This is a genomic window from Streptomyces sp. NPDC038200, from assembly GCF_055600785.1.
The window spans coordinates 302468-322217 of the sequence record NZ_JBVJYH010000008.1; the positions used below are offsets into that span (position 1 = coordinate 302468).

Consider the following 19750-nt stretch of genomic DNA (forward strand, 5'->3'; position numbering starts at 1 on the left):
TCCCGTTACTCTGGGTTGTCCGCGAGGGATCTCGCCGCCTGGACGCAGTGGGCGAGCGCCTGCCGTGCGTAGGCGGGGGAAGCACCCGCCAGACCGCACGCCGGGGTGATCGTGACCGCCTCCGCGAGCAGCCCCGGATGCAGGCCCAGCCTGCGCCACAGCGTCCTGACACCCATGACGCTACCGGCAGGGTCTGACAACGGGCCGTCCGTGCCCGGCACGACACCGGCGAACAGCCGCGTGCCGCCCTCGACGGCCTCGCCGATCGCGTCGTCGTCACGCTCGGTGAGAAGCGCGAAGTCGAAGGAGACGGCCGCCGCGCCGGCCCGCCGCAGCAGGGCGAACGGCACGTCCGGGGCGCAGGAGTGGACGACCACGGGCCCGCCGTCGTGCGCGGCGACGACGTCCCGGAGCGTGGCCTCCACGAGCTGCCGGTCGACGGCGCGGTGCGTGCGGTAGCCGCTGGCGGTGCGGACCCGGCCGCGCAGGACGGCGGTGAGGGAGGGCTCGTCGAGCTGGAGGACGAGCCGGGCGCCGGGGACGCGGCGCCGCACCTCGTCGAGGTGCAGCCGCAGCCCCTCGACGAGCGAGGCGGCGAGGTCCCGGCACGCGCCGGGGTCCGACAGGGCGGCCTCGCCGTTCCTCAGCTCCAGGGCGGCGGCCAGCGTCCACGGCCCGACCGCCTGCACCTTCAGATCGCCCTGGTAGTCCTGGGTGAACTCCTCCAGCGCGTCCAGGTCCTCGCCCAGCCAGGACCGCGCCCGCTTGGTGTCCCGGCCCGGCCGGTCCCCGAGCCGCCAGCCGCTGGGCTCCACGCGCGCGTACAGCTCGACCAGCATCCCGGCGGTACGGCCGATCATGTCGGCGCCCGGACCGCGCGCGGGCAGTTCCGGCAGGAAGGGGAAGTCCTCGAAGGACCCCGTGGCGGTCTTGGCGGCCTCGCGGGCGTCCCCGCCGGGCAGCGACCCGACACCGGTGGCACCGGCGAACCTGAACTGGCTGTTTTCGCTCACCCCGGCAGAGTACGTAACACCGGCCGGTCGGCTCACAACCAGGCGGCACCGTACCGGCGCGGGAAGGCGCAGGGCTTCTCCGCTCCGGGCCACCGCGGGCCGGGACCGGATCCCGGTGCCGTCCGCCCCCCGGTCAGCGTCCGGGCCGCACCGTCAGGTCGTTGACCTCCGCGTCCCTCGGCAGGTCCAGCGCCATCAGGATCGTCGTGGCGACCGACTCCGCGTCGATCCACTGCGCGGCGTCGTACTCCTTGCCCTCCTGCTGGTGGACCTTGACCTGCATGGGGCTGGCGGTGCGGCCGGGGTAGACGGAGGTGACGCGGACGCCGTTGGCGTGCTCCTCCTGGCGCAGGGAGTCGGCGAGGGCCTTCAGGCCGTGCTTGGAGGCGGCGTACGCGGACCAGCCGGCGTTGGCGCTCAGGCCGGCACCGGAGTTGACGAAGATCACATGGCCGCGGGCCGCCCGCAGCTGCGGCAGGAAGTGCCGGGTCAGCTCGGCGGGGGCGACGAGGTTGACGTTGAGCTGGTGGTGCCAGGACTTCGGGGTCAGGTCGCCGACCTCGCCGAGGTCGACGACTCCGGCGATGTGCAGCAGGGAGTCCACGCGGTCCGGGAGCGTCTGGTGGGAGAAGGCCCAGGACAGCCTGTCCGGGTCCGCGAGGTCGCCGACCAGGGTGCGCGCGCCGGGGAACTCGGCCGCCAGCTCCTTCGCCCGGCCCGCGTCGCGCGCGTGCAGCACGAGTTCGTCCCCGCGCGCGTGCAGCCGGCGGGCCACGGCCGCGCCGATACCCGAACCGGCCCCGGTGATCACATGAGTAGCCATGCCCGCCATGCTCGCATCAGTGGCCGGCGAGCTGCTCCTCCAGGTAGGCCAGCGCACCGGCCGGCTCGTCCGCGAAGCGGACCAGTTCGGCCAGCGGACGGGGCAGGAAGCCCTCGGCCTCCATCCGGCGGAACTGCTGGTGCAGGCCGTCGTAGAAGCCCGCGGTGTTCAGCAGCACGACCGGCTTCTCGGTGCGGCCGTGCTTCTTCAGCTCCAGGATCTCGGTGGCCTCGTCCAGCGTGCCGGTGCCGCCCACCATGATCACCACGGCGTCGGCCTTCTCCAGCAGCAGCTTCTTGCGTTCGGCGAGGTCGGCGGCGATGACCATCTCGTCGGCGCCGGGCCGCGCCTTGTTCGCCAGGAACTCCACGGAGACGCCCAGCAGCCTGCCGCCCGCCTCGTGCACACCGTCGGCGACCACCTTCATCAGGCCGACGTCGGAGCCGCCCCAGACCAGGGTGTGGCCGGCCTTGCCGATCAGTTCCGCGAACTCGCGCGCGGGGCGCGTGTAACGCTCGTCGAGGTCGGCGGCGGAGAGGAAGACGCAGATGTTCATGGCTCCTACCGTACGGTCACCGCACCGGACGGGAAGAAGCGCGGCCCCCGGGGCGCTGAACCGGTATGACCCAAGGACACACGATCACGATCGACAAGAGCGAGCGGCACGTGCGCGTGGTGCACGGCGACCAGGTGCTCGCGGAGACCGACCGTCCCCTGGAGCTGCGCGAGACGGGCTGTCCGGTGCGCTACTACATCCCCGCCGAGGACGTGCGCCTCGATCTGCTGGCGCCCTCCGACACGCACACCGTCTGCCCCTTCAAGGGCACGGCGTCCTACTGGTCGCTGCCGGACGCGCCGGACCTCGTCTGGGCCTATCCGGACCCCGCACCCGGCGTGGCCGAGATCAAGGACCACTACTGCTTCTACGACACCGACGTCTCATGAGCCGCGGCGGCATCGCCGTGTCGTGACCGATGAGCGCCGTGCCGTGCGGCAGTCTGCACGGCCATGGACAAGAAGACGACTTCCCGCGACGGAACCTCCCTCGCGTACGGAGTGATCGGCCAGGGCCCCACGGTGATTCTGGTGAGCGGCGCGATGTCCACCGGCGGCACGGTGGCGCCGCTGGCGCAGCGCCTCGCGGACCGCTGCACGGCCGTCGTCTACGACCGCCGGGGCCGCGGCGAGAGCGGCGACACGGCGCCGTACGCGGTCGACCGCGAGGTCGAGGACCTGGCCGCGCTGATCGACGCCGTGGGCGGCGAGGCGGCCCTGTTCGGCGTCTCCTCGGGCGGCGCGCTGGTCCTGCGCGCCTGCGCGAGCGGGCTGCCGGCCTCCCGGGCGGCGGTGTACGAGGTGCCGTACGCCGACCATCTGGAGGGCGGCGCCGCGCGGGAGGCCGTCTACAAGGAGCAGCTGGGCAAGGCGCTCGCCGAGGGCCGGCGCGGGGACGCGGTGGAGCTGTTCCTGCGGTTGACGGGCCTGGGCGAGGAGATGATCCGGGGCGCCCGCCAGTCGCCGATGTGGGCGGGCATGGAGGCCGTCGCGCCCAGCCTCGCCCACGACGACGCGGTGATGGGCGACGGCCTGCTCCCCCGCGACCGGGTCGCCGCGATCCCCGTGCCCGTGCTGTCGGTGGCCGGCGGCGCGAGCCCGGAGTGGATGCGCACGGCGTCCCGGGAGATCGCGCGGACCGCGCCCCGCGGCACGTTCCGGGTCCTGGAGGGCCAGACCCACATGGTGGAGCCGGACGCGCTGGGGCCGGTGCTGGCGGAGTTCTTCGCGGGCTAGGGTCTTCCGTTTGGATCCGGCCTGATCCAAACGAGAGGCCCTAGGCGCGCCCGGCGGCTCGGACCGCCTCCGTCGCGCGCGTGGTGGACGCGATCGTCGCCGAGCCCACCACGCGCGTGCCCGCGTACAGCACGATCGCCTGACCGGGGGCGACCCCGCGGACCGGCTCGGTGAACGTCACGCGCAGCTCGCCGTCGACCGGTTCGGCGGTCACCTCGGTCTCGCCGCCGTGGGCGCGCAGCTGGGCGGTGTAGGTGCCGGGGCCGGCGGGGGCGGTGCCGCACCAGCGGGGCTTGATCGCGGTGAGCGCGGTGACGTCCAGGGCGGCGGCCGGGCCGACGGTGACCGTGTTGGTGACCGGGGAGATGTCGAGGACGTAGCGCGGCTTGCCGTCGGGGGCCGGGGTGCCGATCCTGAGCCCCTTGCGCTGGCCGACGGTGAAGCCGTACGCGCCCTCGTGGGTGCCCAGCCTGGCGCCGGACTCGTCCACGATGTCGCCCTCCGCCTTGCCGAGCCGCCGGGCGAGGAAGCCCTGGGTGTCGCCGTCGGCGATGAAGCAGATGTCGTGCGAGTCGGGCTTCTTGGCGACGGCGAGGCCCCGGCGCTCGGCCTCCGCGCGGATCTCGTCCTTGGTGGTGACCGTGTCGCCGAGCGGGAACATCGCGTGCGCGAGCTGCTTCTCGTCCAGCACGCCGAGGACGTACGACTGGTCCTTCGCCATGTCGGAGGCGCGGTGCAGCTCGCGGGAGCCGTCCTCGCCGAGGATCACCTTGGCGTAGTGGCCCGTGCAGACGGCGTCGAAGCCCAGGGCCAGCGCCTTGTCCAGCAGCGCGGCGAACTTGATCTTCTCGTTGCAGCGCAGGCACGGGTTCGGGGTGCGGCCGGCCTCGTACTCGGCGACGAAGTCCTCGACGACGTCCTCGCGGAAGCGGTCGGCGAGGTCCCAGACGTAGAACGGGATGCCGATGACGTCGGCCGCGCGGCGGGCGTCGCGCGAGTCCTCGATGGTGCAACAGCCCCGCGCGCCGGTTCGGAAGGACTGCGGGTTCGCGGAGAGCGCGAGGTGGACGCCGGTGACGTCATGGCCGGCTTCCGCGGCGCGCGCGGCGGCGACGGCGGAGTCGACCCCGCCGGACATGGCGGCGAGGACGCGGAGGGGGCGGGTGCGCTGCGGGGTGTCAGTCATAACCCTTCCAGGGTACGGGGGCGCGGGAACCTGGTCCGCCGGATATCCGTTGACGACCACATGGGGGCGACGACGGAATCGGCGGCGAAGGACGGGGACCGGCGGCTGGGGCGGCGGGCGCTGCTCGTCGGCGGCCTCGTGGCCACGGCGGGCACGGCCGTGCTGGCCCGCGAGGAGCTGTCCCGTCTGTGGTGGCGGCTGCCGGGGGTGGAGAAGTCCCGGGTGGCGGGCGCGGTGGACTTCCGTGGCGCGCGCTGGGTGGCGGCCTCCCCCGCGAACTACCGGCCGGCGGACCGGCCGGACGACTACCGGGTCGACCGGGTCGTCGTCCATGTCACGCAGGGCGGCTACGCGTCGGCGGTGAAGGTGTTCCAGGACCCGGCGCACGGGGCGGCGGCGCACTACATCGTGCGCGAGGACGGGCGGATCACCCAGCTGATCCGGGAGCTGGACGTGGCCTTCCACGCGGGCAACCGGGAGTACAACGAACGCAGTGTCGGCATCGAGCACGAGGGCTTCGTGGAGGACGCCTCCTCCTTCACGGACGCCATGTACGCGGCCTCGGCCCGGCTGACGGCGGCGATCTGCGGGCGCTACGGCATACCCGTGGACCGGGAGCACATCATCGGGCACGTGGAGGTGCCGGGGACGGACCACACGGACCCGGGCCGGTTCTGGGACTGGGACCGGTATCTGCGACTGGTCCGCGCCGCGCGCACCGCGGCCCCGGCGGCCGGATGAGCCCGGGGCGGCCGGTCCGCGCCGGCTAGGTGAGCCCGGCCGCCCGGGCCCGCTCCACCGCCGGGCCGATCGCCTTGGCGACGGCCTCCACGTCCGCCTCTGTGGAGGTGTGGCCGAGGGAGAAGCGCAGGGTGCCGCGGGCCAGGTCCGGGTCGGTGCCGGTGGCGAGGAGGACATGGCTGGGCTGGGCGACGCCCGCGGTGCAGGCGGAGCCGGTGGAGCACTCGATGCCCTGGGCGTCCAGCAGGAGCAGCAGGGAGTCGCCCTCGCAGCCGGGGAACGTGAAGTGGGCGTTGGCGGGGAGCCGGCCCCCGGGCGCCGGGTCGCCGCCGAGGATCGCGTCCGGTACGGCGCCGCGCACGGCGTCGACCAGCTGGTCGCGCAGGGCGCCGATCTCGCGGGCGAACCACTCGCGCTGCTCGGCGGCGAGCCGTCCGGCGACGGCGAAGGAGGCGACGGCCGGGACGTCGAGCGTGCCGGAGCGGACGTGCCGCTCCTGCCCGCCGCCGTGCAGGACGGGTACGGGGGTGTACTCGCGGCCGAGGAGGAGGGCGCCGATGCCGTACGGGCCGCCGATCTTGTGGCCCGACACGGTCATCGCGGCCAGGCCGGAGGCTTCGAAGTCCACCGGCACCTGGCCGAAGGCCTGGACGGCGTCGGCGTGCAGGGGGACGTCGAACTCGGCAGCGGCGGCGGCGAGTTCGTGGACCGGCAGGACGGTGCCGATCTCGTTGTTGGCCCACATCACGGTGGCCAGGGCGACGTCGTCGGGGTTGCGGGCGATGGCCTCGCGCAGCGCCTCGGGGTGGACGCGGCCGTAGGAGTCGACGGGGAGGTACTCGACGGTGGCGCCCTCGTGCTCGCCGAGCCAGTGCACGGCGTCCAGCACGGCGTGGTGCTCGACGGGGCTGGCCAGGACACGGGTGCGGGCCGGGTCGGCGTCGCGGCGGGACCAGTACAGGCCCTTGACGGCCAGGTTGTCGGCCTCGGTGCCGCCCGAGGTGAAGACGACCTCGCTGGGGCGGGCGCCCAGTGCTTCGGCCAGGGTCTCCCGGGATTCCTCGACCGTGCGGCGGGCCCGGCGGCCGGAGGCGTGCAGGGAGGACGCGTTGCCGGTGATGCTCAGCTGGGCGGTCAGCGCCTCCGCCGCCTCCGGGAGCATCGGGGTCGTGGCGGCGTGGTCGAGGTAAGCCATGGTGACGCCGATTCTACGGCGCGCTCGCCGTGGGCTTCGGCCCCGCACCCGCCTCGCTCGCACCCGGGCTCGCAGGCGCGGTGCCCGGCGGTGCCGGCGGCTGCCCCGTCGTCCTCGGGGCGTCCGGTCGAGCCGCTGGTCACAGGCTCCAGGAGACCGTGCCCGACATCTCCATCGCCGTCACCAGGACCACCAGGTCGGCGATGCCCAGGGTCAGGCCCAGGTAGGCGCGGCCCCGGCGGGTCGTGTCGCGCCAGAGGGCGACCACGGCCAGCACGATGGCGATCGGCCCGAGGAAGAGGTTGAGGACGAGCAGGCCGAGGAGGCCGAGGATGAAGGACGCGACGGCCATGCCGTCGGCGTCGCGGGTGCGGGGACGGGTGTCGGTGCGGCGGCCGGTGGCCGGTGCGGTGAGTTGCATGGTGCTCAGCTCCTGAAGTCCGATGCGGCGGTCAGTTGGCCGAGGTGTGACGGCGGCGGCCGTGGCGCTCGCGGAGCGCGAAGACGCCGAGCCAGACGGCGATGACGGCGGCCAGGACGGCGGTGACGGTGAGCGGTGCGTGGGCCACGGTGCCCAGCACGACTCCGAGCAGCATGAGTGCGGCGACGAGGAACAGCATGGGATCAGATCCCCCCTCCGATATGCCTCGTGTTCAGCCGGTGTGAAATCTCGGTGAACAGTTGTAGTAACAGTTGTTCACTGACTTTGAGTCTAGCGCGTCCGACGGCTTTCAAATTCCGGAGAACAGTTGTTAACTGGATGACATGAGTCACACCCTCGGCATCCGGCAGGCCCAGAAGCAGAAGACCCGGCAGGCGTTCCTCGACGCCGCCCTCGCCCTGCTGGAGGAGCAGAGCCTGAGCAGCCTGGGCCTGCGCGAGGTCACCCGAGCGGTCGGGGTGGCCCCGACCGCCTTCTACCGGCACTTCCGCTCGACCGCCGACCTCGGCGTGGCCCTGGTCGACGAGGCGTTGGGCAGCCTGCATCCGATGGTGCGGACGACGGTGTCCACGACGGGTGACAGCGAGGAACGCATCACGCGCGCGATCGAGCTGATCTCCCATCATGTGGACGCGTACCCCGCGCATGTCCGTTTTATCGCCCGGGAGCGACATGGCGGGGTCCAGCCGGTGCGCGAGGCCATCCGGGAGCAACTCGCCCGGTTCGCGCAGGAGGTGCGGACCGAGCTGGCCAAGGACCCGGCGGCCGAGGGCTGGAGCGACGACGACGTGCTGATGCTCGCGCATCTCTACGTCGACCAGATGCTCATCACCGCCTCGCTGTTCCTGGAGGCGCTGGAGGCCCCGGAGGACGAGCGGGAGCGGGTGACGCAGCTCGCCACCCGCCAGCTGCGGCTCATCACGATCGGCCGCAACCACTGGCTCGACTGAGCACCGGGCACACGGGGCGCCGGTCAGGTCTGCCGGGCGCCCGCCGACCGGCCCTCGGTGTGGTCCGCGCCCTGGTACAGGGCCGTGACGGAGCGGGCGGCCGTCAGCAGTTCCGCGCGCGCCTCGGGCGGGTCCAGGACCTCCACCCGCTCGGAGAACACGAGCAGTTGGCGCACCGCCCGGAGCGCCGGATAGGCGAGCCTCGCACGGACCCACTCGCTCTCGCCGTCGTCGTCGGGCGGCTCCGTCAGCTGTGCGGCGGCCATCCGCCGGAACAGGTCGAGCAGATCGCGCCGCACCCGCACGGTGACCTCGATCTCGTCGTCCCGCTCCTCCACCTGCCGGCGCAACACCTCCCACACGTCGCCCAGTTCGACTCCGGCGCGGCGCCGTACGGGCTCGTCCAGCAGGCGGGCCGAGTGCACCCGGTCGGCCCGGAACAGCCGCGGCCGGCCGCGCCGGTCGGCGACCAGGTACCAGACGCCCGCCTTGGCGACGAGGCCGTACGGGTCCACGGTGTACGTCCGCGGTTCCCGGTCCCCGCTGTGCCGGTAGCGCAGCCCGAGGCGCCGGTCGGAGAACACCGCGTCCTGGAGCACCTCCAGGTCCACCGCCTGCTGCGGGCCGGTCTTCCAGCGGGTGGCGTCGACCAGGATGCGGCGGCTCGTCACCTCGGCGGCCGGCCGGTGCGGGGCCGGCAGCGCGGCCATCACCTTGCGCAGGGCCGAGCCGAGCGCCGCGTCGAGGCCGAGCGCGGCATGCGCGCCCTGGGCGGCCAGGATGAACAGGGCCCGCGACTCGTCGGCGGTCAGCCCGGTGACGTCGGTGCGGAAACCGGCGAGGAGTTCGATGCCGCCGTGCCGGCCGCGCTCGGCGTACACCGGGACCCCGGCCGCGGAGAGCGCCTCGACGTCCCGGTAGATGGTGCGGACCGACACCTCCAGCCGGTCGGCGAGTTCGGGCGCGGGGACACGGCCCCGGGTCTGCAGGAGCAGCAGGATCGACAGCAGCCGGCCGGACTTCACCGCGCCAGGATCCCGCCGTGCGGGCGGTCGGAGCAATACCTGACAGCAACTGGCAGGTATCTCGGGGACTCTCCTTGCGAGCACTCACGCGAAGGAAGGCCCCTCATGTCCACCGATCCCCGCCCCCTGTACACCCGCGCCACCGCCCAGGCGGCCCGGCTCGTCCGGACCGTGCGTCCCGAGCAGCTGGGCGCACCCACGCCCTGCGCCGAGTACGACGTGCGCGCGCTGCTGGGTCACATCGTCGACGGCACCCGCCGGATCGCCGTCGTCGGCGAGAGCGACGCGAGGCAGCCCCTGCCGCTGCTCGCGTCCGACGTCCCCGACGACGGCTGGGCCACGGCCTACGACGAGAGCCGGGACCTGGCCGTGACGGCCTGGGAGAGCGAGGAGCGGATGGCGTCGACGGTGCGCGTGCCGTGGGGCGAGATGCCCGGCCGGGCCGCCCTGTCGGGGTTCGTGATGGAGATCGTGGCGCACACCTGGGACCTGTCGGAGGCGGTCGGCCGTCCGCTCCCGCTCGACCCGGAGCTGGCCGAGTTCTCGCTCGCCACCGCCCGGGAGACCCTGCCCGGCGGGCCGCGCGCGGGCCGTCCCTTCGACGCGCCGGTGCCGGCCCCCGAAGGAGCCGACGCCTACGACAGGCTGGCGGCCTGGCTCGGCCGCACCCCGCTCAGCCGAGCCTGACCCGGGCCAGCTGACGGGACTGGGCGACCAGGCGGTCGTCGCTGTCCCAGACCTCGGCGTCCTCCTCCAGGAAGCCGCCGGCCAGGTTGCGGGTGGTGATCGACACCCGCAGCGGGCCGGGGGCCGGGCGGTGGCGGACGTGGACGGTGAGTTCCACCGTCGGCACCCAGCCCTTCAGGCCGATCTCGAAGGCGGTGGGCGGCAGGGCGTCCACCGCGAGGAGCAGCGAGAGCGGGTCGGCGTCGCGGCCGTCGGCGAGGCCGAACCAGGCGCGCATCTCGCCCTTGCCGGAGGGCGCGCCGAGCGCCCAGCCGAGGGTGGCGGGGTCCAGCTTGAGCATCAGCCGGTCGGCGATGGCGGAGCTGCCGTCGACCGGGGCGGGCCCGTCCTCCGGGCCGAAGCACTGCTCCAGCGGCGGGAGCGAGGGCGGGGTGGCGGTCGTGCGGACGTCGTCGGGGAGGGTGGCGAGGTCGCCGTAGGAGGCGAGGACGCGGATGCGTTCCACCTCGTTGCCCTCGGCGTCGTACTGGAAGAGCGAGGCCTGGCCGGTGGAGAGGGTCCGGCCGGTGCGGACGGTCTCGGTGCGGACGACGGCCGGGCCGGGCTGGGAGGCGGTCAGGTAGTGCGCGGAGATGGAGAAGGGGTCCGGGTGCGGGAGGGTGTCCGCGAGGGCCCGACCGAGCACGGCCAGCAGATAGCCACCGTTGACGGCGCTGATGATGGTCCAGCCGGCCGAGAGGTCGATGTCGTAGAGGCCGGGCTCGCGCCGGGTGACCGCGGTGTCGCGGTCGAACTCGCTGTCACCGATCAGGGCCCGCGACGGGGAGGGGGCGGAGGCTGCTTCTGGCATGGCTGAACCGTACAGCAGAAAACTACTAAGCGGTAGCTTTTTATGTGACGGGCGCATGACGTCTCCCGGCCCCGGCCCCAGCCTCCAGCCCCCGACGCCGCCCTCCGGCATCTGGCCTCCGGGTGAGGTTCCGGCAATTTCTCGGTAAGTGTCAGGACACGTCCACAACCCCGGGCGGCCGATCACCCTCTATGGGGACATGAGCCTCACCGGGACTCCGTTCCTCTGTACGACCATCGTGCTGTCCGTGGTCGCCCTCATACTGCCGCTCGTCCTGTGGTCGCGGATGCCCGGGCCCAGGCCCCTGCGCGCCGCGGCCCGGGTGGTCATGCTGCTGTTCGCCCAGGGCACGGCGGTCACGCTGGTCTTCTTGCTGGTCAACAACCAGAACAACCTGTACGACAACTGGGCCGACCTGCTCGGCACCGGTGACCACGTCCAGCAGGCCGCCGACCTCGGCCGGGACGGCACCGGCGGCATCGCGGTGAAGCGGCTGCCCAAGGTGAAGCAGACCTTCACGGCGGCCGACGGACCCGGTATGCGCGCGGCCGGCCAGGTACGCGTCACCCAGCTCAGGGGCCGGGTCTCGGGCGTGAACGCCGAGGTCTACGTCTGGCTGCCGCCGCAGTACGACGACCCGGCCCACCGGCACAAGAAGTTCCCGGTGGTGGAGCTGCTGCCGGGCTATCCCGGTTCCGCGAAGGCCTGGTTCGGGTCGATGAAGACGCCCGAGCAGCTGCTGCCGCTGATGCGGAGCGGCGAGGTCGCGCCGTTCATCCTGGTCGCCCCGCGCACCAACCTGCTGGCCGGCGTGGACACCGGATGCGCCAACATCGCGGGGCAGGTCAACGCCGACAGCTGGCTCAGCATCGACGTGCCGAAGATGGTCATGGACAACTTCCGGGCCCAGCCGGCTCCCCGGGGCTGGGCGGTGGCCGGGTACTCGGCGGGCGCGCACTGCGCGGTCAAGCTGGCCGTGGCCCACCCCGACCGGTACCGGGCCGCGGTGAGCATGTCCGGCTACAACGACCCGATCGGCGAACGCAACTCCCTCGCCGCCCAGACCCCCGCCCTGCGCGCCGCGAACAACCCGTATCTGCTGCTGCGCAAGGCCGCCGTACCGCCCCCGGTCGCGCTGTACGTCTCCGGCGAGTCCGGCGACGGCTACCAGGCGGGCATGGCCCTGGAGTCCATCGCCAAGGCACCCACCACCGTGCGCGTGGTGTTCCTGCCGCGCAGTGCCGGGGGTCACACCATGGCGCTGTGGCATCCGCAGGTCGACACCGTCTTCCGCTGGCTGACCCTCCAGATGGGCCAGAGCCGCGCCAAGGGACAGGACACGTCCGTGGCGGGGGCTACTCCTCGGTCACCGTCGACCGGCGGTTCCACGCACGCGGCGCTCGCCAGTGGAACCGCATCGCGAGCAGACGCAGCACGAAGGCCGTGACGACCGCGAGCCCGCTGGTGAACGGGGTCAGGGCGTCGTAGCGGAGGCACAGGACGACCATCGTGGCGCCGACGATCGCGGGGACCGCGTACAGGTCGCGGTCCCAGCGCAGCAGCGAGGGCACCTCGTTGGCCAGCACGTCCCGCAGCACACCACCGCCCACGGCGGTGGCGAGGCCGAGTGTCGCCGACGCGGTCAGGCCGAGGCCGTAGCTGTACGCCTTCGTCGTGCCGCTGACGCAGAACAGGCCGAGGCCGGCCGCGTCGAAGACGAGCACCCCTGTCTGGATCCGCTCCACGTGCGGGTGCAGGAAGAAGACGACGAGCGTGGCGAACAGCGGGGTGACGAAGTACCCGAGATCCGTGAAGGCGGCCGGGGGTACGGCACCGATGACCAGGTCGCGGAACAGCCCACCGCCCAGCGCGGTGACCTCGGCGAGCACGGCGATGCCGAAGACGTCGAAGTTCTTCCGGACGGCCAGGAGCGCGCCGGAGATCGCGAACACGAAGATGCCGATGACATCGAGCGTGTGCTGGACGGAGGGACTGAAGAGTTGCTGGAGCTGCACCCTGACATTCTCACCTGTCAGGAGGCGAGAACCTTACAAACCCAGGCTCACAGGGTGGGCTTCCCTGTGGTGAACAGCCAGGTGTCGAAGAGATCGTCCAGCTGCCGGCCGCTGATCCGCTCGGCGAGGCGGATGAAGTCGGCGGTGTCCGCGTTGCCGTACCGGTGCAGTTTCGTCCAGGCCGGCAGCAGCCGGAAGAAGGCGGTGTCGCCGATCCGCTCGCGCAGGGCCTGGAGCGTCATCGCGCCGCGCTGGTAGACGGCGGAGGCGAACATCGTGTCGCGCCGCGGGTCGGCCACCTCGATCTGCCAGAAGGCGGAGTCGGCGGGCCGGGAGCCGTAGGCCGCGAGGAAGGAGTCGTGGGCGGAGCGGGTGCCCCGGTGCTCGGCCCACAGCCACTGGGCGTAGGTGGCGAAGCCCTCGTTGAGCCAGATGTCCTTCCAGCGCGCCACGCTGACCGAGTCGCCGAACCACTGGTGGGCCAGCTCGTGCACGATGGTCGACTCGTTGCGCACGGCCGAGTAGGCGGGCTTGCTCTGCACCTCCAGGGAGAACCCGGCCTCGGGCATGTCGTCCACGATCGCGCCGGTCTCCTCGAAGGGATAGGGCCCGAAGACCTGCGACCAGTAGTCGGTGGCGGCGGCGGTGACGGCGTACACGTCGACGTTGCCGCTGTTCTTCAGCACGGGGTCGACGGCGACGTAGATCGGGGTGCCGCCCGGGGTGCGGCCGGTGCGCACGTCGAACTTCCCGAGGGTGGCGGTGGCGAGGTAGGTGGCCATCGGCCGGCTCTCCCGCCAGTGCGTGTACGTCGAGCCGCGGCTGTCGTGCGTCGACACGAGCCGGCCGTTGGAGACGGCGGTCAGCCCCTCGGGCGCCTTGATCCGGATGTCGTAGGTGGCCTTGTCGGCGGGGTGGTCGCTGGACGGGAACCAGGTGGAGGCGGCGTTGGGCTCGCAGGCGACGAAGACGCCGTCGGCGGTCTTCATCCAGCCGTACGCGGAGCCGAACACGATGGGCCCGCCGAGGGCTTCGGGGATGCCGCCGTAGGTGACGGAGACGGTGAAGTCGCGGCCCTTGCGCAGGGTGCGGCGCGGGGTGACGGTGACCTCGTCGCCGTCCCGGGTGAACCCGGCTCGTGCACCGTCGACTTCGACCCTCGTGATCTCCAGTTTCCGGAGGTCGAGGTCGAAGGAGGAGAGGTTCTCGGTGGCGCGCGCGGTGAGGGTGGTTCGGCCGTCCAGCCGGCCGGTGTCCGGGGCGTAGGCGACATCCAGGTCGTAGTGGCGGGCGTCGAAGCCACCGTTGCCGAGCTGCGGGAAGTAGGAGTCACCGATGCCGGACGCGCCGGGGGTGGGGGCGGGGGAGGCCGCGATGACCAGGAAGGAGGCCGCCGCGGTGGCGAGGGCCCCCAGACGTGCCGAACGGGAGAGTGCCATGAGTCGTCCCTTTCGAGCATGTGCCGGTCAATTGACCGGCACGGACGACTCTGCGCTCTCCCGTCCTGCATGTACATGACCTTATTCGGCCGTCATGTCTACTTGTCCTTCGACTGCCGGGAACCGGTCTCGGGCGAGGTCTTCGCACCGGGGCCGGTCTTCTTCACGGGAGTCTCCACCGCTTCGGCGGCCTCGGCCGCTTCAGGAGCCTCGGCGGTCTCGGACGCCTCGGCGGTCTCCACCGCCTGAGCGGCCTCCCCGTCCTCAGCGACCTCCGACTCCCCGGCGGCCTCCCCGTCCTCAGCGGCCTCCGACTCCCCGGCGGTCTCTTCGGCCTCAGCGGCCTCCGACTCCCCGGCGGTCTCTTCGGCCTCAGCGGCCTCCGACTCCCCGGCGGTTTCCTCGGCCTCGGCGGCCTCAGTGCTCTTCGGCGCCTCGGCGGTCTCGGCAGCCTCGGCCGCGGGGACCTTGGCCGCGTCCGCCGCCGGCTCCTCCGCCGCCGTCTCCTTGCCGGCCGATCCGCCCGCGGCCTCGGGCACCAGCTCCGACGCCTCCTTCGCCGCCGAGAGCAGAACCGTGTCCTGCGGCGCCTGGTCGGCGAAGTTCTCCGGGTGATGGCAGGCCACGCGCTGACCGGGCCTCAGCTCCAGCAGCGGCGGCTCGGTCGTCTTGCAGATCTGCGTCGCCTTCCAGCACCGGGTGTGGAACCGGCAGCCGGACGGCGGCGCGATCGGCGAGGGCACGTCGCCGCGGAGCAGGATGCGCTCGCTCTTCTGGCCCCGGCGCTTGGTGTCCGGCACCGGCACCGCCGACATCAGCGCCTTGGTGTACGGATGCATCGGCGCCTCGTAGAGCGAGGTGCGGTCGGCGAGTTCCACGATCTTGCCGAGGTACATCACCGCGATACGGTCCGAGACGTGCCGGACGACCGACAGGTCGTGCGCGATGATGACGTAGGTCAGGCCCAGCTCCTGCTGGAGGTCGTCCATGAGGTTGACGACCTGCGCCTGGATCGACACGTCCAGCGCGGAGACCGGCTCGTCCGCGACGACCAGCTTCGGCTTCAGGGCGAGCGCGCGGGCGATGCCGATGCGCTGGCGCTGACCGCCGGAGAACTCGTGCGGGTAGCGGTTGTAGTGCTCGGGGCTGAGACCGACCAGTTCGAGGAGCCGCTGGACCTCCTTCTTCACCCCGCCCTCCGGCTCCACGCCCTGGAGCCGGAAGGGCGCCGAGACGATCGAGCCGATGGTGTGCCGGGGGTTCAGGGAGCCGTAGGGGTCCTGGAAGATCATCTGGATGTCGCGGCGCAGCGGACGCATCTGCCCGGTGCTGAGCCGCGTGATGTCCCGGCCCTCGAAGGTGATCTTCCCGCCGGTCGGGTCCTGGAGGCGGGTGATGACCCGGCCCATGGTCGACTTGCCGCAGCCCGACTCGCCGACCACGCCCAGGGTCTCGCCCTTGCGCACCTCGAAGTCGATGCCGTCGACGGCCTTCACGGCGCCGACCTGGCGCTGCAGGATGCCCTTCTTGATCGGGAAGTGCTTGGTCAGACCCTCGACCTTGAGCAGCACGTCACGCTCTTCGGGGGCCGAGGCCTGCGCCGGGACCGCGGCCTCGGCGACGGTGTCCGTCTTCTTGGTCTCACTCACAGCTTCGGCGCAATCTCTTCGGTCCAGATCCGCTGGCGGTCCTCGGCCGAGAGGTGGCAGGCGGACCAGTGCCCGGTGCTCACCTGCTCCAGCTCGGGGCGCACCGTGCGGGTGACGTTCCCCTTGGGGATGTCCGCGTACGGGCAGCGCGGGTGGAAGGCGCAGCCCGAGGGGACGTTGATGAGGCTCGGCGGGGAGCCCTTGACCGGGATGAGCCGTTCGGAGGTCTCGCGGTCGATGCGGGGCATCGAGCCGAGCAGACCCCAGGTGTAGGGGTGCTGCGGCCGCTCGAAGACCTCGTCGGCCGCGCCGCGCTCCACGCACCGGCCGCCGTACATCACGAGGACGTCGTCGGCGATCTCGGCGACCACGCCGAGGTCGTGGGTGATCATGATGACCGCGGAGCCGAACTCCTTCTGGAGGTCCCGGATCAGGTCGAGGATCTGCGCCTGGACGGTGACGTCGAGGGCGGTGGTCGGCTCGTCCGCGATGAGCAGCTCGGGGTTGTTCACCAGCGCCATGGCGATCATGGCCCGCTGGCGCATACCGCCGGAGAACTCGTGCGGGTAGCCGTCGACGCGCTTGGCGGGCTCGGGGATGCCGACGCGGTCGAGCATCTCGATGGCGCGGGCGCGGGCGACCTTCTTGCTGACCTTGTGGTGCACCCGGTACGCCTCGACGATCTGGTCGCCGACCTTGTAGTACGGGTGCATCGCGGAGAGCGGGTCCTGGAAGATCATCGCCATCTCCCGGCCGCGGAGCTTGCGCACCTCGTCCGGGGCGGCGGAGACCAGTTCCTGGCCGTCCAGCCAGATCTCGCCGGACATCCGCACGTTCTTGCCGCGCGTGCCGAGCCGGTGCAGACCCATGATGGCCTGCGAGGTGACCGACTTGCCGGAGCCGGACTCGCCCACGACGGCGAGGGTCTTGCCCTTCTCCAGCGAGAAGCTGAGCCCGTCGACGGACTTGACCACGCCGTCGTCGGTAGGGAAGTGCACCTTGAGGTCGCGGACCTCCAGGAAGGCCTCGGGCGCCTTGCCGGTGGTGGGCTCGCCCACTGCGGCGCCGGTCTTGGAGAGTTCGGTCACGAGAGCCTCACCCGCGGGTCGGCGGCGGCGTAGAGCACGTCCACCACGAGATTTGCGAAGACGACGAAGAAGGCGGCGAGCAGGGTCACACCGAGGATCTTGGGCAGGTCGTTGTCGGTGATGCCCTGGACCGCGTACTGGCCGACACCGGGCAGCGAGAAGACGTACTCCGTGATCACGGCACCGCCGAGCAGCAGGCCGATGTCCATGCCGAAGACCGTGATGATCGGGGTCAGGGCGGCGCGCAGACCGTGTCGGGTGACAACGGTGCGCTCCGGCAGGCCCTTGGCGCGGGCCGTGCGGATGAAGTCCTCGTTCATCGTCTCCAGCATGCCCGAGCGGGTGAGCCGGGCGTAGATGGCCGAGTACAGCAGGGCGAGCGAACACCACGCCGGGAAAAGGGTGTTGGCCCACTGTGCCGGGTTCTCGGTGAACGGGACGTAGGTGCGGCCGAAGATCGGCAACTGGACGGTGAAGAGCAGGAGCGCCAGGTTGCCCGTGAAGAACATCGGCAGCGAGACGCCGGAGAGCGCGATTCCCATGAAGGCGCGGTCGTAGAACGAGCGCGGCTTCAGCGCGGAGATGACACCGGCCACCACGCCGGAGACCAGCCACAGCACGGCGGCGCCCACGGCGAGCGAGAGGGTGATGGGGATGCGGGAGGTCAGCTCCGGCCAGACCGCCTGGTGGTTCTTGAAGGAGTAGCCGAAGCAGGGTGCATCGCAGTGCACCGTGGTGGGGCCGAGGTCATAGCTGGCGCCGGCCACGATCCCCTTGATGAAGTGCCAGTACTGGACGTAGACAGGCTGGTCCAGACCGAGGTTGTGCTTGACAGCGGCGATGTCCGCCTTCGACGGGCTCTTGCCGATGTACTGCTGCGCCAGCTGGTCCGCTGTCTGGCCGGCAAGCCGTGGCAGCAGGAAGAAGATGGCGAAGGTGACCGCGGAGACGACCAGCAGCAGGATCACTGCCGCGAACGTCCGGCGGAGGATGTACGAGATCACGGGGACCGGCGCTGGTGCCCGCGGGCCGCGAAGCCCGCGGGCACCAATGCCTTCACCTGCCTTCCGGGGCTGCTACTTCGACGCGACGCCGATGTTGAGGTAGTCGTACTGACCGCTGAAGGCCGCCGTGGAAACCAGGTTGGTGTAGGTCGTCGGGCGGCCCAGCAGGACCTTGAAGTAGGTCAGCGGGACCAGAACGGCGTCGTCCATGGTCTTCTTGTCGATCTGCGTGTAGAGGCTGTTGCGCTCGGTGGTGTCCTGCGTGCCGATCGCCTTGCCCAGCAGAGCGTTGACGTCCTTGTTGTCGTACTGCGACAGGTTGGTGTTACCGGACTGGCTGATCGCCTTGCCGTTCAGGATCTGCTGCAGGAAGCCGTAGCCGGAGGGCCAGTCGGCGCCCCACTGCATCATCTCCAGGCCGATGTTCTGCTTCTTGGTGAACTTCGGCACGCCCGCGTAGTCGGTGAAGTACTTACCGGACGGGAACTGCTTGAGGCTGGCGTTGATGCCGACCTTCTTCAGCGAGTTGATGATCGCCGTGGCCGCGTCGACCTCCTGCGGACGGTCGGAGCGGGCCGAGATGTTCGTCGAGATCGACGACTTGCCGCAGGCCTTCAGCTGCTCCTTGGCCTTGGCGACGTCACCCTTGTTGTCCTTGGTGGCGTAGACGTCGGACTTGGCGTAGCCCGGGATGTCCGGCGGCAGGACGGTGGAGGCGATGTCACCGCGGATCGGGCCGCCCTCGGCGGTCTGCACCGAGACCTTGTCGATGGCGTACTGCACGGCCTTGCGGCACTCGACCTTGTCGAACGGCGCGACCGTGGTGTTGATCGCCATGTAGACGAGACGGCCGCCGTAGGTGTTGTCCGTGTTCGCCTTCTTGGCGGCGTCCGTGAGCACCTGGGCCTGCGTCGACGCCTGGACACCGGTACCGGCCAGGTCGATGGCCTTGCCGGACATGACGTCCTGGTCGATGGTCTCCGGGTTGACCTTCAGCTTGACGACGATCTTGTCCGGCAGCTGCTTGCGCAGCGGGTCGGTCTTGGCGTCCCAGTTCTCGTTCCGCACGAGCACGGCCTGCTTGCCGTCCTCGTAGCTCTGGAACTTGTACGAGCCCGAGGACACGATGTGCTTGACGTAGTCGACGCCCGTGTCCTTCGCCTTCGGCACCGGGGCCGTCTGCGGGGCCGCGACCAGGTAGTCGAACTCCTGGAAGGCCTGCTTCAGGTGGAAGACGATCGTGTTGTCGTCCGGTGTCTGGATGGAGGACAGGCCCTTGGCGCTCTTGTCCTTGTACGGGCCCTTGTACTTGTCGCCGTCGGCCATGAACTGCTGGAAGTAGTTCGGGCCGAGGGAGAGCACGTCACGCGCGAAGTTGGAACGCTCGACGGCGTACTTGACGTCCTTCGAGGTGATCGGCGAGCCGTCCTCGTACTTCAGGCCCGAACGCAGCTTGTACGTCCAGGTCTTGCCGCCGTCGCTCGGGACGCCCTTGCCCGCCGCGAGGTCCGGGACGAGGGTGTTGCCCTCTTCGCCGGCGCCGGGCTGGAAGGTCATCAGCGGGCGGGCCCACAGCCGGCTGAGGTTGTACATGTAGGCGTAGTACGTGTTGCCCGGGTCGAACGAGTCCGGGACGTCGGACAGCTCGTAGGTGACCGTGCCGCCCTTCTTGTCCGACACGTTGACGACGCCCTTGGTCGCGGCGTTGGCCCCGGCCGACTTGGTGCCGTTCTCGTTCTTGTTGTCATCGGCCTTGCTGCAACCAGCTACAAACAGGCTGGCAGTGCCGATGGCCGCGATCGCGGCCAGCGCTGACCTTCGCATGATGGGCGCTTTCCCCTCCATTGTCGGA

General features: G+C 71.4%; 21 protein-coding genes. 6 read left to right on the forward strand and 15 right to left on the reverse strand.

The features are described from left to right. Nucleotides 1–5: 5 nt before the first annotated feature. The 3 genes from ACZ7KF_RS19610 to ACZ7KF_RS19620 form a co-directional block, all read right to left on the reverse strand. Complete coding sequence (locus ACZ7KF_RS19610; protein ID WP_471076130.1) at nt 6–1013, reverse strand: methionine synthase; 1008 nt, start codon at nt 1011–1013, stop codon at nt 6–8. A 133-nt stretch (nt 1014–1146) separates the two neighbouring features. Further along, entirely contained in the window at nt 1147–1845 is a 699-nt protein-coding gene (locus ACZ7KF_RS19615) for an SDR family oxidoreductase (protein ID WP_471076133.1), read from the reverse strand. A gap of 7 nt (nt 1846–1852) precedes the next feature. Next, nucleotides 1853–2392: an LOG family protein gene (locus ACZ7KF_RS19620; protein WP_471076136.1), complete on the reverse strand. Its 540-nt coding sequence runs from the start codon at nt 2390–2392 to the stop codon at nt 1853–1855. A 65-nt stretch (nt 2393–2457) separates the two neighbouring features. On the opposite strand from ACZ7KF_RS19620, the gene ACZ7KF_RS19625 reads away from it, so the two are divergent. Next, nucleotides 2458–2781, forward strand: coding sequence for a DUF427 domain-containing protein (locus ACZ7KF_RS19625; RefSeq protein WP_471076139.1), 324 nt, complete (start codon nt 2458–2460; stop codon nt 2779–2781). A 63-nt stretch (nt 2782–2844) separates the two neighbouring features. Next, complete coding sequence (locus ACZ7KF_RS19630; RefSeq protein WP_471076141.1) at nt 2845–3627, forward strand: alpha/beta fold hydrolase; 783 nt, start codon at nt 2845–2847, stop codon at nt 3625–3627. A gap of 40 nt (nt 3628–3667) precedes the next feature. On the opposite strand, the gene mnmA is transcribed toward ACZ7KF_RS19630, so the two are convergent. Beyond that, nucleotides 3668–4813: a tRNA 2-thiouridine(34) synthase MnmA gene (gene mnmA, locus ACZ7KF_RS19635; RefSeq protein ID WP_471076144.1), complete on the reverse strand. Its 1146-nt coding sequence runs from the start codon at nt 4811–4813 to the stop codon at nt 3668–3670. Between the two features lie 60 nt (nt 4814–4873). Between mnmA and ACZ7KF_RS19640 the strand changes: the two genes are divergently transcribed. Next, nucleotides 4874–5554 carry an N-acetylmuramoyl-L-alanine amidase gene (locus ACZ7KF_RS19640; RefSeq protein ID WP_471076147.1) on the forward strand — a complete coding sequence of 227 codons (681 nt, stop codon included), beginning with the start codon at nt 4874–4876 and terminating at the stop codon, nt 5552–5554. A 25-nt stretch (nt 5555–5579) separates the two neighbouring features. Here ACZ7KF_RS19640 and ACZ7KF_RS19645 read toward each other — a convergent pair whose 3' ends face one another. The 3 genes from ACZ7KF_RS19645 to ACZ7KF_RS19655 all read right to left on the reverse strand — a co-directional run bounded on the left by ACZ7KF_RS19645 (nt 5580) and on the right by ACZ7KF_RS19655 (nt 7369). Further along, nucleotides 5580–6749 (reverse strand): cysteine desulfurase family protein, encoded by a 1170-nt coding sequence (locus tag ACZ7KF_RS19645; RefSeq protein WP_471076150.1) that lies wholly within the window; start codon nt 6747–6749, stop codon nt 5580–5582. Between the two features lie 139 nt (nt 6750–6888). After that, nucleotides 6889–7170: a DUF4190 domain-containing protein gene (locus ACZ7KF_RS19650; protein WP_471076153.1), complete on the reverse strand. Its 282-nt coding sequence runs from the start codon at nt 7168–7170 to the stop codon at nt 6889–6891. A gap of 31 nt (nt 7171–7201) precedes the next feature. Further along, the gene (locus tag ACZ7KF_RS19655) at nt 7202–7369 is read right to left on the reverse strand and encodes a hypothetical protein (protein WP_201843217.1); all 168 of its coding nucleotides are present in this window, start codon (nt 7367–7369) and stop codon (nt 7202–7204) included. Nucleotides 7370–7514: 145 nt separating this feature from the next. Here ACZ7KF_RS19655 and ACZ7KF_RS19660 point away from each other — a divergent pair, with 145 nt between their 5' ends. Beyond that, entirely contained in the window at nt 7515–8141 is a 627-nt protein-coding gene (locus tag ACZ7KF_RS19660) for a TetR family transcriptional regulator (RefSeq protein ID WP_471076156.1), read from the forward strand. 23 nt (nt 8142–8164) lie between these two features. Here ACZ7KF_RS19660 and ACZ7KF_RS19665 read toward each other — a convergent pair whose 3' ends face one another. Beyond that, on the reverse strand, nt 8165–9166 hold the full coding sequence (locus ACZ7KF_RS19665; protein ID WP_471076159.1) for a helix-turn-helix transcriptional regulator: 1002 nt from the start codon (nt 9164–9166) through the stop codon (nt 8165–8167). A gap of 105 nt (nt 9167–9271) precedes the next feature. Between ACZ7KF_RS19665 and ACZ7KF_RS19670 the strand changes: the two genes are divergently transcribed. Further along, the gene (locus ACZ7KF_RS19670; protein ID WP_471076162.1) at nt 9272–9853 is read left to right on the forward strand and encodes a TIGR03086 family metal-binding protein; all 582 of its coding nucleotides are present in this window, start codon (nt 9272–9274) and stop codon (nt 9851–9853) included. Here the strand turns inward: ACZ7KF_RS19670 and ACZ7KF_RS19675 are convergent. Beyond that, nucleotides 9840–10703: a thioesterase family protein gene (locus tag ACZ7KF_RS19675; protein ID WP_471076165.1), complete on the reverse strand. Its 864-nt coding sequence runs from the start codon at nt 10701–10703 to the stop codon at nt 9840–9842. The two genes, ACZ7KF_RS19670 and ACZ7KF_RS19675, sit on opposite strands and share 14 nt — an antisense overlap. A 199-nt stretch (nt 10704–10902) precedes the next feature. On the opposite strand from ACZ7KF_RS19675, the gene ACZ7KF_RS19680 reads away from it, so the two are divergent. Next, on the forward strand, nt 10903–12150 hold the full coding sequence (locus tag ACZ7KF_RS19680) for an alpha/beta hydrolase (RefSeq protein ID WP_471076168.1): 1248 nt from the start codon (nt 10903–10905) through the stop codon (nt 12148–12150). Here the strand turns inward: ACZ7KF_RS19680 and ACZ7KF_RS19685 are convergent. From ACZ7KF_RS19685 to ACZ7KF_RS19710, 6 genes are all read right to left on the reverse strand, one after another. Further along, nucleotides 12059–12718: a trimeric intracellular cation channel family protein gene (locus tag ACZ7KF_RS19685; RefSeq protein WP_471076171.1), complete on the reverse strand. Its 660-nt coding sequence runs from the start codon at nt 12716–12718 to the stop codon at nt 12059–12061. The genes ACZ7KF_RS19680 and ACZ7KF_RS19685 overlap by 92 nt on opposite strands. Before the next feature lie 47 nt (nt 12719–12765). After that, nucleotides 12766–14157, reverse strand: coding sequence for a M1 family metallopeptidase (locus ACZ7KF_RS19690; protein ID WP_471076174.1), 1392 nt, complete (start codon nt 14155–14157; stop codon nt 12766–12768). A gap of 98 nt (nt 14158–14255) precedes the next feature. Beyond that, entirely contained in the window at nt 14256–15806 is a 1551-nt protein-coding gene (locus tag ACZ7KF_RS19695) for an ABC transporter ATP-binding protein (RefSeq protein ID WP_471076177.1), read from the reverse strand. Beyond that, nucleotides 15803–16894 carry an ABC transporter ATP-binding protein gene (locus ACZ7KF_RS19700; protein WP_471076180.1) on the reverse strand — a complete coding sequence of 364 codons (1092 nt, stop codon included), beginning with the start codon at nt 16892–16894 and terminating at the stop codon, nt 15803–15805. The genes ACZ7KF_RS19695 and ACZ7KF_RS19700 overlap by 4 nt, the downstream gene beginning before the upstream one ends. Further along, the gene (locus tag ACZ7KF_RS19705) at nt 16891–17898 is read right to left on the reverse strand and encodes an ABC transporter permease (RefSeq protein WP_471076183.1); all 1008 of its coding nucleotides are present in this window, start codon (nt 17896–17898) and stop codon (nt 16891–16893) included. Before ACZ7KF_RS19705 ends, ACZ7KF_RS19700 begins: the two co-directional genes overlap by 4 nt. A 72-nt stretch (nt 17899–17970) precedes the next feature. After that, nucleotides 17971–19722, reverse strand: coding sequence for an ABC transporter substrate-binding protein (locus ACZ7KF_RS19710; RefSeq protein WP_471076186.1), 1752 nt, complete (start codon nt 19720–19722; stop codon nt 17971–17973). Nucleotides 19723–19750 lie beyond the last annotated feature (28 nt).

Bases quoted from the DNA above. Each gene is read 5' to 3' on its own strand.
- ACZ7KF_RS19615 (WP_471076133.1), bottom strand. From the start codon at position 1,845: ATGGCGGGCATGGCTACTCATGTGATCACCGGGGCCGGTTCGGGTATC.
- ACZ7KF_RS19620 (WP_471076136.1), bottom strand. From the start codon at position 2,392: ATGAACATCTGCGTCTTCCTCTCCGCCGCCGACCTCGACGAGCGTTAC.
- ACZ7KF_RS19625 (WP_471076139.1), top strand. From the start codon at position 2,458: ATGACCCAAGGACACACGATCACGATCGACAAGAGCGAGCGGCACGTG.
- ACZ7KF_RS19630 (WP_471076141.1), top strand. From the start codon at position 2,845: ATGGACAAGAAGACGACTTCCCGCGACGGAACCTCCCTCGCGTACGGA.
- mnmA (WP_471076144.1), bottom strand. From the start codon at position 4,813: ATGACTGACACCCCGCAGCGCACCCGCCCCCTCCGCGTCCTCGCCGCC.
- ACZ7KF_RS19640 (WP_471076147.1), top strand. From the start codon at position 4,874: ATGGGGGCGACGACGGAATCGGCGGCGAAGGACGGGGACCGGCGGCTG.
- ACZ7KF_RS19645 (WP_471076150.1), bottom strand. From the start codon at position 6,749: ATGGCTTACCTCGACCACGCCGCCACGACCCCGATGCTCCCGGAGGCG.
- ACZ7KF_RS19650 (WP_471076153.1), bottom strand. From the start codon at position 7,170: ATGCAACTCACCGCACCGGCCACCGGCCGCCGCACCGACACCCGTCCC.
- ACZ7KF_RS19655 (WP_201843217.1), bottom strand. From the start codon at position 7,369: ATGCTGTTCCTCGTCGCCGCACTCATGCTGCTCGGAGTCGTGCTGGGC.
- ACZ7KF_RS19660 (WP_471076156.1), top strand. From the start codon at position 7,515: ATGAGTCACACCCTCGGCATCCGGCAGGCCCAGAAGCAGAAGACCCGG.
- ACZ7KF_RS19670 (WP_471076162.1), top strand. From the start codon at position 9,272: ATGTCCACCGATCCCCGCCCCCTGTACACCCGCGCCACCGCCCAGGCG.
- ACZ7KF_RS19675 (WP_471076165.1), bottom strand. From the start codon at position 10,703: ATGCCAGAAGCAGCCTCCGCCCCCTCCCCGTCGCGGGCCCTGATCGGT.
- ACZ7KF_RS19680 (WP_471076168.1), top strand. From the start codon at position 10,903: ATGAGCCTCACCGGGACTCCGTTCCTCTGTACGACCATCGTGCTGTCC.
- ACZ7KF_RS19690 (WP_471076174.1), bottom strand. From the start codon at position 14,157: ATGGCACTCTCCCGTTCGGCACGTCTGGGGGCCCTCGCCACCGCGGCG.
- ACZ7KF_RS19710 (WP_471076186.1), bottom strand. From the start codon at position 19,722: ATGCGAAGGTCAGCGCTGGCCGCGATCGCGGCCATCGGCACTGCCAGC.